Below are 14661 nucleotides of genomic sequence, written 5' to 3'. Positions count from 1 at the left end.
CCAACCTTCAATAGTCTATTCCTAGACTGTTGAAGCAACTCCTAGACAAAATAGGAAATCGAAGCAGGTTAACTTGCAACCAATGAGATTTATCCCTAAAGGGAGCCTCAGTTGTAACCAGCTAAAGCCGAAACACCTGCGTCTCTTTTTGTCAGTGAGTTGTAGCTCGAGTTCAATTAAGTAGTGAAGCCGTTAAAAATTCTGTTTTTGCCCACCGCCTGTTCGGCCGCCTATCTTTGCTTTGAGTTTTTAACTGGCTCGTATCTTTATCTTCATGAAAGGAATTCAATATGAAAAAACAAGTCAAAAATCTTCTTATTTTATCGATACTTCTGCATCTGTTGTCTGCACGTCCTGTGCAAGCTATGCATATCATGGAAGGCTACCTGCCTCCTATGTGGTCTGTCATTTGGTTCGTTATTTTCCTGCCCTTCTTTGTCATGGGTGTGATCAATATCAAAAAAATCGTTGCTAAAAATCCTAGTTCTAAAACGATGCTAGCCTTATCAGGGGCTTTCATCTTTATCTTATCTGCTTTGAAAATTCCTTCTGTGACAGGTTCTAGCTCTCATCCGACTGGAGTTGGGATGGGAACAGCGATGTTTGGACCGTCTGTTGTCAGCGTTTTGGGAACCATTTGCTTATTATTTCAAGCTCTATTGTTAGCACATGGAGGATTGACCACGCTTGGAGCCAATGCGTTTTCAATGGCTGTTGTAGGGCCTTTCGTTGGTTACTTTATTTATAAATTAGCCTTATCAATGAAACTCTCTCGCCGTGTCGCCTTGTTCTTATGTGCGGTGGTGGCTGATTTAGCAACTTATGCTACAACCTCATTGCAGTTGGGGCTCGTTTTCCCAGATCCTACAGCAGGAGTCGTTGGTTCAGCTATGAAATTTATGGGTGTCTTTGTTACAACACAAATCCCAATTGCCATTGTAGAAGGATTATTGACCGTCGTTCTCTATAATCTCATCTCAGAGCATGTGAAAGAAAAGGAAGGGCTATTCGCATGAAACAACATAAAAATCTACTCTTACTTTTAGCAGCAGTTGCTATTATTCTATCTGCCTTTGTTTTTGCACCAAAAGGTGTTGAATACAGTGGAACAGACGATGCAGCGGAAACAGCCATTTCTTCTCTACAGGAAGATTATGAACCGTGGTTTTCCCCCATCTTTGAACCCGCAGGATCAGAGGTGGAAAGTCTGCTATTTACCTTACAAGGAAGTATCGGAGCAGGAATTATCTTTTATGTCATCGGCTACAACAAAGGTAAAAAGGAAGCTAAGATGTGAACGAGCAAAGCAAAATTAGGAGTTCTAACAACGAAGCAATCGCTCCTAGGATGAACTATCCCTAAAGGTAGCCATATCTGTAAGCAGACAAAGTCTGCAGCGGCTACAGATTACGAAGCGCTGAGCTCAAGTTTTATTCAACAACATCAGCTGTCACGATTGAGGTCAATAACATGTTTTTAATTGATAAATATGCTTATCAAAATAGATGGAAAGATGTTCCTGTTTCCTATAAGGGGATCTTTTACCTCTTTTCATTAGTCATTAGCTTTTCAGGTATTATTCCGTTACAAGGACTATTGGTAGTGATTCTGATACCCTTGACGTGCTATGTGGCTCGTATGTCTATCACGAGCTATCTAAAATGGTATCTTCACGCTAGTGTGTTTATCTTTATCAGTTTATTGACCTTTGTTGTGACTTATCATCAAGAAAAAGCAAGCCTTCTTCTTGCCTTTCCTTTTGGAAATGGCTATCTAGGTGTGAGTAAGGCTGCCTTACCACAAGCGACTTTTATCTTGATGAGGATCTATGCTTCTTTAGCATCTACTTACTTTTTTACTCTAACCGTACCATTTGTTCAAATGGTTCAACTTTTTAAGAAAATCCATGTTCCTATTGTGCTATTGGACATTATCATTCTCATGTACCGCTTTATTTTTTTGGTACTGTATGAATGCTTGACAATTCGCGACACGCTTGATTTGAAGTTTGCCTTTTTCTACAAAAGGAAGTCTTATAAAGCATGGGGAATGCTGGCCAGTACCCTATTTACTAAGTTACTAGACGACAATGAGCGATTAAATGAAGTCTTAACGTTGAAATTTGATACACATTAAAAAGCTGGGGAAACAAAATGCTGCAAGTAAAACAAGTCTCATTTTCTTACGATAAGGAAAATCTGACGCTGAAAGATATTTCGATGGATTTTAAGGAAGGTCTGATCACAGGGATTTTAGGAGCCAATGGCTCTGGTAAGTCCACCTTGATGAAAGTGATTATGGGGCTTTTGTTACCTCAAGAAGGGCAAGTGATTTACAATGGCATTCCTGTTTCAAGGACGAAAAAGGCCTTGTATCACTATCGTCAACAGGTCAATATGGTCTTTCAAAATCCTGAGCAGCAGCTGTTTTATACCCTTGTCAAAGACGATATTGGACTAGCTTTGGAAAATCTAGGGTATCAACCAGAAGAAATAGAGCGTCGTGTTTTACAAGCTATGAAGATGCTTGATATTGAGCATTTAGGGGATAAACCCTTGCAGTACCTCAGCTACGGCCAGAAAAAGCGTGTCGCTATAGCTGGCATGTTGGCGTTGCAGCCCAACTATCTTCTCTTAGATGAGCCGACAGCTGGATTAGATCCTAAAGGACGCCAGCAAATGGCGCAAACGATGAAGAAATTGGTCAAAAGTGGGACAAATATTCTTTTAACCAGTCATGATATGGACTTGATGTATGATTGTTGCGACTACGCTTATTTATTAAATAAGGGAAGAGTTGTTACAGAAGGTGAAAAAAGAGAGTTTTTCCAGCAGGTTGCTTTGTTAGAAGAAGCAGGATTAGAAGCTCCTTGGATTGTCAAATTGCACCAAGCGCTACAGACCCCTCTGGCAGAGAGTGAAATGGATTTTTTTAAGAAATTGAAAGGTGAGTGAAAATGGTTAAATCAATCATGGTTCAAGGAACAGCTTCTGATGCAGGAAAAAGCATCATTGTTGCTGGCCTATGTCGGATTTTGAAGCAGGACGGTTTTGCGGTTGTTCCCTTTAAATCACAAAATATGGCCTTAAATTCTTTTATCACAAAAAAAGGTTATGAGATGGGGCGGGCTCAAGTTGTTCAGGCTGAAGCAGCTGGGGTAGATCCAGATGTTCGAATGAACCCTGTCCTGTTAAAACCAACATCAGACAGAAAATCGCAAGTCGTTTTCATGGGAGAGGTATTGTCCGATATGGACGCGGTAGAGTACCACGAATTCAAGCAAGAACTGCTTCCTAAAATCAAGGAAGTGTATGAAGAATTGGGCAGCGAAAATGATGTCATTGTCCTAGAGGGAGCGGGCAGTCCAGCTGAAATCAATCTAAATAGCCACGATATTGTCAATATGGGCATGGCAAAATTGGTTGATGCGCCTGTCATCTTGGTGGCTGATATTGATAAAGGTGGTGTTTTTGCCTCGATCTATGGAACGATCGAACTGATGCCAAAAGAAGATCGAGCACGTATAAAAGGGGTCATTATCAATAAATTCCGCGGAGACGTTGCACTGCTGCAATCAGGGATTGACATGATTGAAGAGCTAACGGACGTTCCTGTTCTGGGAGTTGTCCCTTATGCTGATTTAGCGATTGATAGTGAAGACAGTGTTGCCCTTGTTCAGAAAAGTCGTCGCTTTGATGTCAAAAAAGATCTGGATGTTGCTATTGTCGGCTTAAAGAGAATGTCCAATTTCACTGATTTTCATAGTTTAGAAATCCAACCTGATGTCTCCGTTCGGTATGTGATGCCAGGTGATGCGATTGGTTTGCCTGATTTATTAATTTTACCAGGAAGTAAAAATACCATTGAAGATATGCTCTATCTGCGTGAATCGGGATTGGAAAAAGAAATCTTGCATTGTTTGGAAAAGGGTGTTCAAATTTTTGGGATTTGCGGTGGCTACCAGCTTCTCGGTAAAAAAATCTCGGATCCCCTGCATGTCGAGTCAGACCGAGATGAAATCTCAGGCTTAGGAATCATTGGGGCAACGACAAGGTTCAATGCGGTGAAGCGCACAACCCAAGTTCAAGCAGAGCATCAGGGGCAGGTTTTAGCTGGCTATGAGATCCACATGGGAGAGACAACCCTTGATGAGGGCGTTACGCCATTTTCGACCATTACCGTTCAAAATGGGGAAAACACAAGGCGGACAGATGGTGCGGTAGCACACGGTGGTCAGGTTCAAGGAACCTATTTGCATGGCGTTTTTGACAATCTGGAGTGGACAAGAGCCTATCTTAATATGATTCGAGAACAAAAGGGCTTGGCGCCTATTGCCGAACAAGTCGTGACCTTAGAAGAATTTAAAGATCGCGAATACGATAAATTAGCAGACTTGTTGCGAAATGCCTTGGATATGAAGAGCATTTATCAGATCATCAATCAAGAAAGGTAACTATGAGGATTTATACAAAGTATGGAGATACCGGTTTTACTCGGCTTTATGGTGGCGATCGTGTCTCCAAAACACATGTTCGCGTGGAAGCCTATGGAACCATGGATGAAGTATGCTCCCTGTTAGGGCAGATTGTAGCAGAAATGGGCAACTATGACTGCTTAGCGGATTTGAGAAATGAGTGTGAAGAAATCCAGCAGCACTTATTTGACTGTGGCAGTGATTTGGCTACCCCCAGAGAGTTGCGTCCGTATAAGCAAAAAGAAGCAGATGTTCAGTGGTTAGAAGAACGCTTGGATCGTTATATGCACATACCACCTAAGCTAGAACATTTTATCATCCCAGGTGGGCATAAGATTGCCAGTTCCTTTCATATGGCGCGTACCATGACGCGAAGATTGGAAAGGCGTATGGTGGCTGTTATTGAGGCAGATGAAGCTGTTAATCCCGTTGGCCTAACCTATATCAATCGTCTATCTGATTATTTCTTTGTTATCGCGCGTTTGGTAAATCATCGCTTAGACGTTTCGGATACTGTTTATAAGCGCAGTGCTAAAATTTTTCGTAGTAAAACATAGGAGTTCTTATGTATCCAGTTATGATCAATATTCAAGATAAGAAGGTTGTGGTAGTCGGTGGAGGCCGTGTAGCAGCAAGGAAAATTAAAACGCTGATAGCAGAAAAGGCAAACGTAGTTGTGATCAGTCCTAGCTTATATGAGAAGATTGATGCAGAAACGATTACTTGGGTAAAAAGAACCTACCAAAAAGGGGATTTAGCAGATGCGAAGCTGGTCTTTGCCTGTACAAATGACGCTTCTGTCAATCGCCAAGTCATGATGGACGCGCATCCTAGTCAATTGGTCAATAACACAGGAGATAAACACTTCTCAGATTTCTATAATGTCGCTATCGCTAAAGCACAAGATTTTTCTGTCATGATTTCAACCAATGGCCTCTCACCAGAACGCTCCAAAGAAGTCCGAACAAAACTAGAAAAACTATTAGAGGAGCTGTAAGATACAAAGCCCGTTAAGCGAGCACGGTAAAAATAGGCGGCCGAACAGGCGGTGGGCCAAAAATCGGTAATTTCGAAGAAATTCGATTTTCTTCGCTCTCTTATTTCAAGGCTCAGATAGAAATCATCCACTGGATAATTTCTATCCCACCTCCGCACAGTTACGGGGCTGTCCAAGAGTTGCGCACGTTGTAAGCAAACGATTGGAGACAGCGAACCGTTGAGTAGGGTTCTAAAAGTTGATTTATCAACGTATTAGAGCCCACTCAACCACTGCGTCTTGTTAGTAAATCTAAAAATACAGGAGGTTGGAGCTACTTTTGTCCCAGCCTCGTTGTGAGACCCCAGCGAGCTACCGCTAATAAATCAATAGAATTCCAACCAGCGCGTGACTATTTTTGCGGAACTCAATTCCGCAAGATGTGACAAGGCGAATATCAAATATCCATCAGTAAAGATAGAAGAGGGAAATAGGTATGTATTTATTATATGTGGGGCTGACACATAAAGAAACACCACTTTCAGTCTTAGAAAGAGTGCATTTTTCAGATGAGGAGAGAGAAGACGCCCTTCAAGCATTAGCCAAAGAAAAAAGTGTGCTAGAAAATGTCATTGTCTCAACCTGCAACCGCACAGAGCTTTACCTTGTGGTTGATCAGCTTCATACAGGTCGCTACTATGCCAAGCATTTTTTAGCCAATTGGTTTCAGATAGAAGTAGCAGACCTTGAGCCTTATCTATTATTTAAAGAAAACGATGATGTCTTGCGGCATTTGCTTCGTGTTTCGATCGGTTTAGAGTCGAAAATTTTAGGAGAGACGCAGATTCTTGGACAAGTAAAGCAGGCTTTTTTAAAGGCGCAAGAGGCGGGAACAACAGGTGTTATTTTAAATGAAGTGTCTAAGCAGGTCCTAACATTTGCCAAACGGATGCACGATGAATACCGTATCAATGCACGTCCGATTTCCATTGGTTTGACGGCTATGCAGCAGCTGGATAATCTGGAGCTAGATTACACACAAAAAAAGATTGCGATTATTGGTTTAGGGGAGATTGGTCAGCTGGTGACAAAGTATGCTTTGAAAAAACCATTTAGCGATATTATGCTAGTCAATAGAACAATTGAAAAAGCCAGTCCATTTCTGGAAGATTCACGTGTTTCTGCCCATTCTTGGGAGGAGTTAGCAGCTGTTGCTAAGCAAGCTGATGTCCTGTTTTCAGCAGTCAAGGCAGGTGAATACATCCTGTTTGCTTCCATGATGAAAAAAGATGTGATTGCCTTTGATTTATGTCTTCCAAGGACGATTCATCCAAACTCGGATTTGCAGTTGTACAATATTGAAAATCTGACCAATCAGCTTGAACTCTATCAAGCTGAACGGCAGCAAATCGCCGCCAAAATAGCAGATGAGGTGGAAGGTGAGCTGATAAAATTTGATGAATGGCGGCAGCAGTTGGGAATTGTTCCTTTGATTCGTGAGATAAGAGAACATGCCATTCAAGCTCAGGAAGCCGCTCTAGAAAGTCTCAATCGAAAATTGCCAGATTTGACACCGCGTGAGCAAAAGCAAATCGCCAAGCATATGAAAAGTATTGTCAATCAAATCATTAAAGAGCCGATTTTGCAGTTAAAAGAAATGTCTATCGGTGAAAATGCAGCCTATGATATTGCCCTGATTAGCAAGATTTTTGGCTTAGGCAAGCAAAAGGAGGAGGAAGGCCATGACCGTCATCAAAGTGGGAACGAGAAACAGTAAGTTAGCTCAAACCCAGACCAAGCAAGTATTAGACCAGATTCAGCAGTTTCACCCAGAAATTACCTTTGAACTCGTTCCTTATACGACGAAGGGAGATCGGCTGAGTCACGTTAGTTTACAAGAAATTGGTGGAAAAGGAGTGTTTGTCAAAGAGATTGAGCGAGCTTTACTAGACAAGGAAATTGATTTGGCAATCCATAGCCTAAAGGATATGCCAGCTTTATTGGTTGAGGGCTGTCAGATAGGGGCTATTCCAAAGCGTGAAGATGCGCGAGACTGTCTGATTTTTCATCAAAAAGGCATGACCTTAGAGCGTCTTCCTAAAGGGGCTTGCGTTGGAACAAGTAGTTTGCGCCGAAAAGTACAGCTCCTGAAACTGCGCCCAGATTTAGAGATTCGTGACTTACGTGGCAATATTGATACGCGGGTTCAAAAGGTCTTAGACGGAGAATACGATGCCATTGTTCTTGCGATGGCTGGTCTATCACGGATTGGCTGGTTAGAAGACGAGGCTCTTCCCATAGAGGTATTAGACGTCAGTGACTGCTTACCTGCTATTTCTCAAGGGGCTTTGGCGATTGAATGCCGACAAGGTGATATGAATGTGCTCCATCTGTTAAAGGAAGTTCATGATAAGGAAACGGCAGATGAGGTCACGCTAGAGCGAGAAGTTCTAGCCTTGATGCAGGCGGATTGCACCTTTCCTCTGGCGGCCTTGGCTCAAAAAACATCCAGTGGCTATCAGTTAGATGCCATGCTTGCTACAGCAGATGGGACCTGTGTCTATGCAAGAGTTTCAGGAGAAAAGACACAGAACTTAGCAAGTCAGGTGGTTGAACAGCTAGAAAAGCAGGGAGCATTTGGCATAAGATGACACAAAAGATTCTGTTTACCAGAGAGCACCCTCTTGATGAAGAGTTGAGAGAACGGCTCGAAAGGCATTCTTTTGAGGTGTGCCATCTTCCCCTAATCACCTGTCAAGCAAATCCGCTGCCAGAGTGGGTCTTACAGCGGCTGCCACAAGCTGACTGGCTCTTTTTTACCAGCGCTGTTGCTGTTGACTTTTTTGCCCCATACATTGGAGACAAAACTCGTATTGCAACGATCGGTCATCAGACGAGCAAAGCAGTGCAGGCCTTGGGGCATACCATTGACTTTGAATCCACCTATCAATATGCCACAGAATTTGCCAAAGAATGGTTAGACTTGAAGTTAGTCAGACAAACGATTTTACTACCACAAAGTAGCTTATCCAATCCTGTCCTTGCAGATACCTTACGAAAACATGGTCACGACGTGATTGCTTGGCCTTTGTACGATACCAAGCCCAATACCGTTAGCCAAGAAAAGATTGGCCAGTACTTGATAGAAGAAAATGTCCTGTGGACCTATGCCAGTCCATCAGCTTGGCAGAGCTTTTATGAGGTCTGTCCCCAATTGCCAGAGACACACCAAATAGCAGTGATTGGCACCAGCACAGCAAAAGCGGTGCTAGAAGCTGGACAAGCTGTCCATTTTATGCCAGACAGCCCATCGGTTGAAAATATGGTCGAAGATATTATTAGAAAAAGGAGAAAATAGCAATGGAGCCATTTTCAAGACACAGACGTTTGAGAAAAAATCCTGTCATGCGAGATTTAGTGAGGGAAACACATGTATCAATAGATGATATGATTCAGCCTTTGTTTGTCAAAGAAGGGATAGACCAAAAACAGGAAGTCCCTTCCATGCCGGGCGTTTACCAATTTCCCCTCACAGCTATTGTCGAGGAAGTGAGAGAGTGCGTTCAATTAGGGATAAAGGCCTTTATCTTATTTGGGATTCCTGAGAAAAAAGATGAACAGGGCTCACAAGCTTCAGCAGAAAAGGGTATTGTCCAGCAAGCCATTTCTCTCATCAAAACAGCCTATCCTGACATTATTGTGATTGCCGATACTTGTCTTTGTGAATTTACAAGTCACGGTCATTGTGGCATTTTAAAAGGCGAGGTGGTGGATAACGACCTATCGCTGAAACGTCTCGTCAAAGTCGCGGTTAGTCAAGCGCGTGCAGGAGCAGATATTATTGCCCCATCAAATGCCATGGATGGCTATGTCTATGCCATCCGTAAGGGCTTAGATGAAGCTGGTTTTCAGGATATTCCGATCATGTCTTACGCGATTAAATTCGCGTCAAGTTTTTACGGACCGTTTCGTGATGCAGGTGAAAGCGCCCCTGCTTTTGGGGATCGTAAAACCTATCAAATGGATGTTGCCAATCGCTTGGAAGCTCTTCGAGAAGCTAAGAGTGACGAAGAAGAAGGAGCTGATTTCTTAATGGTCAAACCAGCCCTAGCCTTCTTAGACATTTTACGAGATGTGAGAAATCAAACGCAGCTTCCTTTGGTAGCGTATAATGTCAGCGGGGAATATGCGATGATTAAAGCGGCTGCTCAAAATGGGTGGATTGATGAACAATCACTGGTCCTCGAAACTCTCATCGGCATGAAGCGAGCAGGTGCTGATTTAATCATTAGCTATTTTGCGAAAGATGTTGCTGCATATCTTTCAGAAAAAGGAGTGTGAGATGAAGCAAGAACAATCAAAAAAAGCCTTTTTAGAAGCGCAAGACGTTTTTCCAGGAGGTGTCAATAGCCCAGTACGTGCCTTTAAGGCAGTAGGTGGAACTCCCTTATTCATTGACAAAGCAAAAGGGGCTTATCTGTATGACATAGATGGGCAAGAGTACATTGACTATGTTTTATCATGGGGGCCAATGATTTTAGGCCATGCCCCTGATCCGGTCATTGCGGCAGTGCAAGAAGCAGTGGCAAAAGGAACGAGCTATGGTGCGCCAAGTCCTTTAGAAACCAAACTTGGAAAACTGTTACAAGAGCGTGTGCCTTACTTAGAACGTCTTCGCATGGTCAATTCTGGAACAGAAGCCACCATGAGTGCCATTCGGGTAGCTCGTGGAGTCACCAAGCGTGATAAAATCGTAAAGTTTATCGGTTGCTATCATGGACATAGTGATTCCTTTCTTGTGGAAGCAGGATCAGGCATCGCAACCTTTGGCCTTCCCGATTCTCCTGGTGTGCCGGCTGCCACTGCAAGTCAGACCATCAGCTTGCCTTATAATAATATCGCAGCGCTCAAAGAGTGTTTTGAGCAACACGGTACAGAAATTGCTGGGGTGATTATTGAAGCGGTAGCTGGCAATATGGGCTTGATTAAGGCAAGTGAGGAATTTATTCGGGCTATCCGTGATCTGACAAGGGAGTACGGAGCGCTCTTTATCGTGGATGAGGTGATGACGGGCTTCCGTGCTAGCTACACAGGAGCGATTGGACTGTATCAAGTAGAGCCAGATTTGATTTGTCTTGGCAAGGTTGTCGGTGGTGGCTTTCCAGTAGCTGCTTTTGGTGGCAAAAAAGTGTATATGGATCAGGTGGCGCCCCTTGGAGCCATCTACCAAGCGGGTACCCTATCAGGCAATCCGATTGCGATGACGGCAGGCTATGAGACCGTCAAGCGATTAACTCCTGACTTGTTTCAGCAAATGCTTGATCGCGTTGAGCAGCTGTGTACGGGCTTAGAGCGCTTGAAAGAGAAATATCAGATTCCTCTTCAAGTTGTAAGTGCAGGAACGATGTTTGGCTTTTTCTTTAACGACCATCCTGTCTGCAATTTTGAAGATTCTAAGGCGAGTGATCACCACCTATTTGCAAAAGTCCATCGTTTGCTACTCGAAAAAGGGATTTATCTAGCACCCTCGCAATATGAGTCAAATTTCATGTCCACAGAGCATACAAAAGAGGACATTGACCGGACATTACAGGCATTTGACCACGTATTTGGAGAAATCTATGGGTAAGTTGGTACTGGTAACAGGTGGCGCAAGAAGCGGGAAGTCGAGTTTTACGGAAGCGCAATTATGGGACAAAGAGCGGGTCTGCTATATTGCAACAGGTGTCATCAAGCACAAGGATGAGGAGTGGCAAGAACGTGTGCGTCTGCACCAAGAACGCCGTCCGAAAACTTGGGCAACTCATGAGCAATATGCAGGGCTTAGCCAGTGGATAAAAGAGCAAGACTATGATTATTATTTGCTAGATTGTGCCACGATGCTGACCACTAATGTGCTGTTTGATGCTGTTGAGCGTCATTTTCCAGAAAAGCTGATGCTAGCAGACGATGATTTTTTGACCAAAGATGAGCAAGAACTCGTGACCAAAACCATCGAAACAGAGTGGGAAAATCTCTTAGAAGTGCTTTCTAACACCAAGGCAACCCTCTACGTTGTAACGAATGAAATTGGGTTAGGCATTGTGCCCGAGACGAAATTAGGACGCTATTTTCGCGATCTTTTAGGAAAAATCAATCAACGATTGGCAAAGGAGGCAAGTGAAGTCTATCTTGTTATTTGTGGGCTATCACAACGATTGAAATGATTCAGGCACTGATTCTTTACACGCAATTTTTTAGTCGTATTGTCATCAATAAAGAGGTCGATATTGCCTATGTTCGAAAAGGGATTCCAGTCATTACCCTGTTTGGTCTTTTGCTGGGACTCTTGTCGGCAGGCTGGTACTATCTGGTTCAGCTTTTCTTGCCGGGGAAGATAGCTTGGATTTTGACACTTTTATTTGATGTTCTTTTGACAGGTGGTTTTCATTTAGACGGATTAGCCGATATGGCAGATGGCCTCTTTTCTTCTCGAAAAAAAGAAAGAATGCTAGAGATTATGAAAGACAGCCGGATTGGCAGTAACGGTGTCTTGGCGTTGGTCTTGTATTATAGCATCATGATTGTGTCTTATGACTATCTCCCTGAGCCAAAGTGGCTGATCGTCGCCTTTCTTTCCATGATTGGGAAAGCAGGGTTAGCCTTGCAGCTGTATCGGATGACATATGCCAGAGAAGGCGGAGGTTCAGGACAATTTTTTGCAGGGACTACTGTCGGACAAATAGCACTCAGTCAAGTACTTCCCATTTTTCTATCATTTGCTGCCTTTGCTCAAAAAGGCTTGATAGCCTATGCTCTCGTATTTTTTGGAGCAATTGTCTACCGAGGATTTGTCTATCAAAAGATAGATGGGCATACAGGAGATACATTGGGGGCTTTCGTTGAGATTGCTCAGATATTGTTCATAGTGGGGTTGATGATATGAAGATTTATTTGATGCGACATGGCGAAACAGATTATAATCAAGCAAGATATTTTTATGGAAGCACCGATGTACCCATCAATGACAGAGGCAAAAAACAGGCAGCTATTCTTGGCCAGATTATGGCAGAACACCCAGTAGATAAGGTCTACACGAGTAGTTTGCGGCGCACACATCAAACAGCAGAGCTTGTCTTTCCTACGTCCTTTGACGCTCTAAAAAGCTTAGACGAAAAAGGGTTTGGAGAGTGGGAAGGGTTAAATGCCGACCAAATCCAAGCAGGCTTTCCAGACGAGTGGAATGCTTGGTTACAGGCACCGTTTGAGGTCACGCCATCTGGTGCAGAACCGTTTAATGAATTTCAAAACCGAGTTTGGCAAACCACAGAGTTTTTAGTCGAAAAACATGCGCAGGACACCATTGCCATTGTGGCGCATCTAGGTGTTCTTCGATTAATTTATCAATATCTCATCGATAGATCAGCTGTATTCTGGGAGATTGACTTTCCACAAGGTACGGTGACCTACTTGAAAGAGGTTTCTGAAAAACAGTGGGATGTAGAAATATTAAAACTGAACACGGGCTAAAATTCGTGAGTTCCCTTGAGTCTTCGGACTCATCGATCACTCCCTTATTTTCCAACGCATTTTTGAACGCCCTTTGTATCTTACAACTGAATTCGGCCTAAAAGCTAGATTGATTTTGGTATGACTAAGACCGTAGCCGTCTGGGTTTTCTTCGATTTCATCTGTGAAAACCCTAGTCGTCTTGGTCGGGGTGCGTCAACGTCATCAAAGATGACTGACTTACCGCGATTTTCCAGCGCTTTTCTTAACGGGCTTTGTATCTTAGAACTGAACACGGGCTAAAATGCTCGGTAAAATGCGTGAGTTCCCTTGAGTCTTCGGACTCATCGGTCACTCCCTTATTTTCCAACGCATTTCTACACGCCCTTTGTATCTTATGAAGGAGGAGACGGATGACAGTATCCATTCAAGATAAACTTGTTTTTTCAAATGGTTTAGAGGTGAAAAATCGGGTTGTACTAGCTCCGATGACCATTAGTGCCTGCGAGCCAGGAGGTTATGTTTCTCAGGCAGATATTGATTACTATGCTCGACGAGCAGAGGCTGCTGGCATGATTATTACAGGAAGTGCCTATGTTCATCCGAAAGGGCAAGCATTTCCAGATAGTTTTAGCGTGGCAGAAGATGATAAAATAGAAGGCCTGAGCCGCCTAGCAAAAGCCATCCAGGAAAAGGGCTGCTTAGCGATACTCCAAGTCTATCATGGAGGGCGCATGGTGTTGCCAAATCTGATAGAAGGCCAACCAGTTGCCCCAAGTGCTGTAAAAGCCTTACATGGCTATGTTGCAGAACCACGTGCCTTGACCTATGAGGAAGTAGACGAGATGATAGGCTACTTTTTAGAGGCTATCCGTCGTGCCATTAAGGCTGGTTTTGATGGTGTGGAATTGCACGGAGCAAATACCTATCTGATTCAACAATTCTATTCCCCGCACTCGAATATTCGTAAAGACAAATGGGGTGGCACAGCAAACAATCGTATGCGCTTTGCAAAAACATTGCTCAAAAAAGCCAAGCAGTTGGTCAAAGAAGAAGCAGGACGTCCATTTTTAATCGGTTATCGTTTTTCACCCGAAGAAATTGAAGAGCCAGGGATTCAGTTGCATGATACCTTGCAATTATTGGAGCAATTGATTCGCTTACAGGTGGATTATCTGCATCTCTCTATTGGCAATGCGTGGCAGTCATCGATTCGAAATGTCACGGCAGAAGAGCCTATTTTGTATCCGATCATCAAAAAAGTGGGTCATCGCGTTCCTTTGATTGCTGTGGGTGGCATTCAGACAGGAGAAGACGCTCAAAAAGTCCTAGATGCAGGTGTTCCTTTAGTTGCTCTAGGAAAGGCTCTATTGTTGGAGCCTGATTGGACACAAAAGGTTTTGGAAAAGAAAGAAGGGGAAATGATTTTACGTTATCGCGATGAGTTGAAGGAGCATTTACAGCTTCCAGCCTCATTTGTTGAAGAATTACGAGATTACCTTGAAGGAAACTACTAATATTAAGATACGAGGACGTAAAAAGCACAAAGTGCACTCAAGAGTATCCATATCTGTAAAGTGAGCGAAGCTCACAACAGCTACGGAAATATAGGAAATCTGACACAGAGTCTTTGGACTCTAGGAAGATTTCTACCTAAAGGTAGCCACAGCTGTAACCAACTAGAGTTGGAACACCTGTGTCTCTATTTTCCGAGGTTTTAGGC

General features: G+C 43.2%; 16 protein-coding genes. All 16 read left to right on the top strand.

Annotated features, from left to right (window positions below):
* Positions 1-290 precede the first annotated feature (290 nt).
* Positions 291-1016, top strand: coding sequence for an energy-coupling factor ABC transporter permease (locus A3I5_RS0106735; protein ID WP_018373847.1), 726 nt, complete (start codon positions 291-293; stop codon positions 1014-1016).
* Positions 1013-1297 (top strand): energy-coupling factor ABC transporter substrate-binding protein, encoded by a 285-nt coding sequence (locus tag A3I5_RS0106730; RefSeq protein ID WP_018373846.1) that lies wholly within the window; start codon positions 1013-1015, stop codon positions 1295-1297. The genes A3I5_RS0106735 and A3I5_RS0106730 overlap by 4 nt, the downstream gene beginning before the upstream one ends.
* Before the next feature lie 173 nt (positions 1298-1470).
* Positions 1471-2136, top strand: a complete 666-nt coding sequence (locus tag A3I5_RS0106725) for a CbiQ family ECF transporter T component (RefSeq protein ID WP_018373845.1) — start codon at positions 1471-1473, stop codon at positions 2134-2136.
* Positions 2137-2153: 17 nt separating this feature from the next.
* Positions 2154-2954 (top strand): energy-coupling factor ABC transporter ATP-binding protein, encoded by an 801-nt coding sequence (locus A3I5_RS0106720; protein WP_018373844.1) that lies wholly within the window; start codon positions 2154-2156, stop codon positions 2952-2954.
* A gap of 2 nt (positions 2955-2956) precedes the next feature.
* A complete protein-coding gene (locus tag A3I5_RS0106715; RefSeq protein ID WP_018373843.1) occupies positions 2957-4453 on the top strand; it encodes a cobyric acid synthase in 1497 nt (498 codons plus the stop codon).
* 2 nt (positions 4454-4455) lie between these two features.
* On the top strand, positions 4456-5031 hold the full coding sequence (locus A3I5_RS0106710; protein ID WP_018373842.1) for a cob(I)yrinic acid a,c-diamide adenosyltransferase: 576 nt from the start codon (positions 4456-4458) through the stop codon (positions 5029-5031).
* Between the two features lie 8 nt (positions 5032-5039).
* Positions 5040-5471, top strand: coding sequence for a precorrin-2 dehydrogenase/sirohydrochlorin ferrochelatase family protein (locus A3I5_RS0106705; RefSeq protein ID WP_018373841.1), 432 nt, complete (start codon positions 5040-5042; stop codon positions 5469-5471).
* Between the two features lie 475 nt (positions 5472-5946).
* On the top strand, positions 5947-7227 hold the full coding sequence (hemA, locus tag A3I5_RS0106700; protein WP_018373840.1) for a glutamyl-tRNA reductase: 1281 nt from the start codon (positions 5947-5949) through the stop codon (positions 7225-7227).
* A complete protein-coding gene (hemC, locus tag A3I5_RS0106695; protein ID WP_018373839.1) occupies positions 7193-8101 on the top strand; it encodes a hydroxymethylbilane synthase in 909 nt (302 codons plus the stop codon). Before hemA ends, hemC begins: the two co-directional genes overlap by 35 nt.
* The gene (locus A3I5_RS0106690) at positions 8098-8808 is read left to right on the top strand and encodes a uroporphyrinogen-III synthase (RefSeq protein ID WP_018373838.1); all 711 of its coding nucleotides are present in this window, start codon (positions 8098-8100) and stop codon (positions 8806-8808) included. Before hemC ends, A3I5_RS0106690 begins: the two co-directional genes overlap by 4 nt.
* Positions 8809-8810: 2 nt before the next feature.
* Positions 8811-9791 (top strand): porphobilinogen synthase, encoded by a 981-nt coding sequence (hemB, locus tag A3I5_RS0106685; protein ID WP_018373837.1) that lies wholly within the window; start codon positions 8811-8813, stop codon positions 9789-9791.
* Position 9792: 1 nt separating this feature from the next.
* On the top strand, positions 9793-11079 hold the full coding sequence (gene hemL, locus A3I5_RS0106680) for a glutamate-1-semialdehyde 2,1-aminomutase (RefSeq protein WP_018373836.1): 1287 nt from the start codon (positions 9793-9795) through the stop codon (positions 11077-11079).
* Positions 11072-11656 (top strand): bifunctional adenosylcobinamide kinase/adenosylcobinamide-phosphate guanylyltransferase, encoded by a 585-nt coding sequence (gene cobU / locus A3I5_RS0106675; RefSeq protein ID WP_018373835.1) that lies wholly within the window; start codon positions 11072-11074, stop codon positions 11654-11656. The genes hemL and cobU overlap by 8 nt, the downstream gene beginning before the upstream one ends.
* Positions 11653-12375 (top strand): adenosylcobinamide-GDP ribazoletransferase, encoded by a 723-nt coding sequence (gene cobS / locus A3I5_RS0106670; protein WP_026216971.1) that lies wholly within the window; start codon positions 11653-11655, stop codon positions 12373-12375. Before cobU ends, cobS begins: the two co-directional genes overlap by 4 nt.
* Positions 12372-12959 (top strand): histidine phosphatase family protein, encoded by a 588-nt coding sequence (locus tag A3I5_RS0106665; RefSeq protein WP_018373833.1) that lies wholly within the window; start codon positions 12372-12374, stop codon positions 12957-12959. Before cobS ends, A3I5_RS0106665 begins: the two co-directional genes overlap by 4 nt.
* A 392-nt stretch (positions 12960-13351) precedes the next feature.
* Positions 13352-14455, top strand: a complete 1104-nt coding sequence (locus A3I5_RS0106660) for an NADH-dependent flavin oxidoreductase (protein WP_018373832.1) — start codon at positions 13352-13354, stop codon at positions 14453-14455.
* The last annotated feature ends 206 nt before the right edge of the window (positions 14456-14661 follow it).

It is taken from the genome of Streptococcus merionis DSM 19192 (genome assembly GCF_000380085.1).
In the GTDB taxonomy this organism is placed as follows: Bacteria; Bacillota; Bacilli; order Lactobacillales; family Streptococcaceae; genus Streptococcus; species Streptococcus merionis.
Note: the sequence above shows the minus strand (reverse complement) of the source record. Positions and strands in the feature narration are given on the sequence as shown.

What these genes read in the sequence shown, in the direction of transcription:
- A3I5_RS0106720 (WP_018373844.1), top strand. Translation starts at nt 2,154, where the DNA reads ATGCTGCAAGTAAAACAAGTCTCATTTTCTTACGATAAGGAAAATCTG.
- hemA (WP_018373840.1), top strand. Translation starts at nt 5,947, where the DNA reads ATGTATTTATTATATGTGGGGCTGACACATAAAGAAACACCACTTTCA.
- A3I5_RS0106715 (WP_018373843.1), top strand. Translation starts at nt 2,957, where the DNA reads ATGGTTAAATCAATCATGGTTCAAGGAACAGCTTCTGATGCAGGAAAA.
- hemL (WP_018373836.1), top strand. Translation starts at nt 9,793, where the DNA reads ATGAAGCAAGAACAATCAAAAAAAGCCTTTTTAGAAGCGCAAGACGTT.
- A3I5_RS0106690 (WP_018373838.1), top strand. Translation starts at nt 8,098, where the DNA reads ATGACACAAAAGATTCTGTTTACCAGAGAGCACCCTCTTGATGAAGAG.
- cobS (WP_026216971.1), top strand. Translation starts at nt 11,653, where the DNA reads ATGATTCAGGCACTGATTCTTTACACGCAATTTTTTAGTCGTATTGTC.
- A3I5_RS0106705 (WP_018373841.1), top strand. Translation starts at nt 5,040, where the DNA reads ATGTATCCAGTTATGATCAATATTCAAGATAAGAAGGTTGTGGTAGTC.
- A3I5_RS0106735 (WP_018373847.1), top strand. Translation starts at nt 291, where the DNA reads ATGAAAAAACAAGTCAAAAATCTTCTTATTTTATCGATACTTCTGCAT.
- hemC (WP_018373839.1), top strand. Translation starts at nt 7,193, where the DNA reads ATGACCGTCATCAAAGTGGGAACGAGAAACAGTAAGTTAGCTCAAACC.
- hemB (WP_018373837.1), top strand. Translation starts at nt 8,811, where the DNA reads ATGGAGCCATTTTCAAGACACAGACGTTTGAGAAAAAATCCTGTCATG.
- A3I5_RS0106710 (WP_018373842.1), top strand. Translation starts at nt 4,456, where the DNA reads ATGAGGATTTATACAAAGTATGGAGATACCGGTTTTACTCGGCTTTAT.
- A3I5_RS0106725 (WP_018373845.1), top strand. Translation starts at nt 1,471, where the DNA reads ATGTTTTTAATTGATAAATATGCTTATCAAAATAGATGGAAAGATGTT.
- A3I5_RS0106730 (WP_018373846.1), top strand. Translation starts at nt 1,013, where the DNA reads ATGAAACAACATAAAAATCTACTCTTACTTTTAGCAGCAGTTGCTATT.
- A3I5_RS0106660 (WP_018373832.1), top strand. Translation starts at nt 13,352, where the DNA reads ATGACAGTATCCATTCAAGATAAACTTGTTTTTTCAAATGGTTTAGAG.
- A3I5_RS0106665 (WP_018373833.1), top strand. Translation starts at nt 12,372, where the DNA reads ATGAAGATTTATTTGATGCGACATGGCGAAACAGATTATAATCAAGCA.
- cobU (WP_018373835.1), top strand. Translation starts at nt 11,072, where the DNA reads ATGGGTAAGTTGGTACTGGTAACAGGTGGCGCAAGAAGCGGGAAGTCG.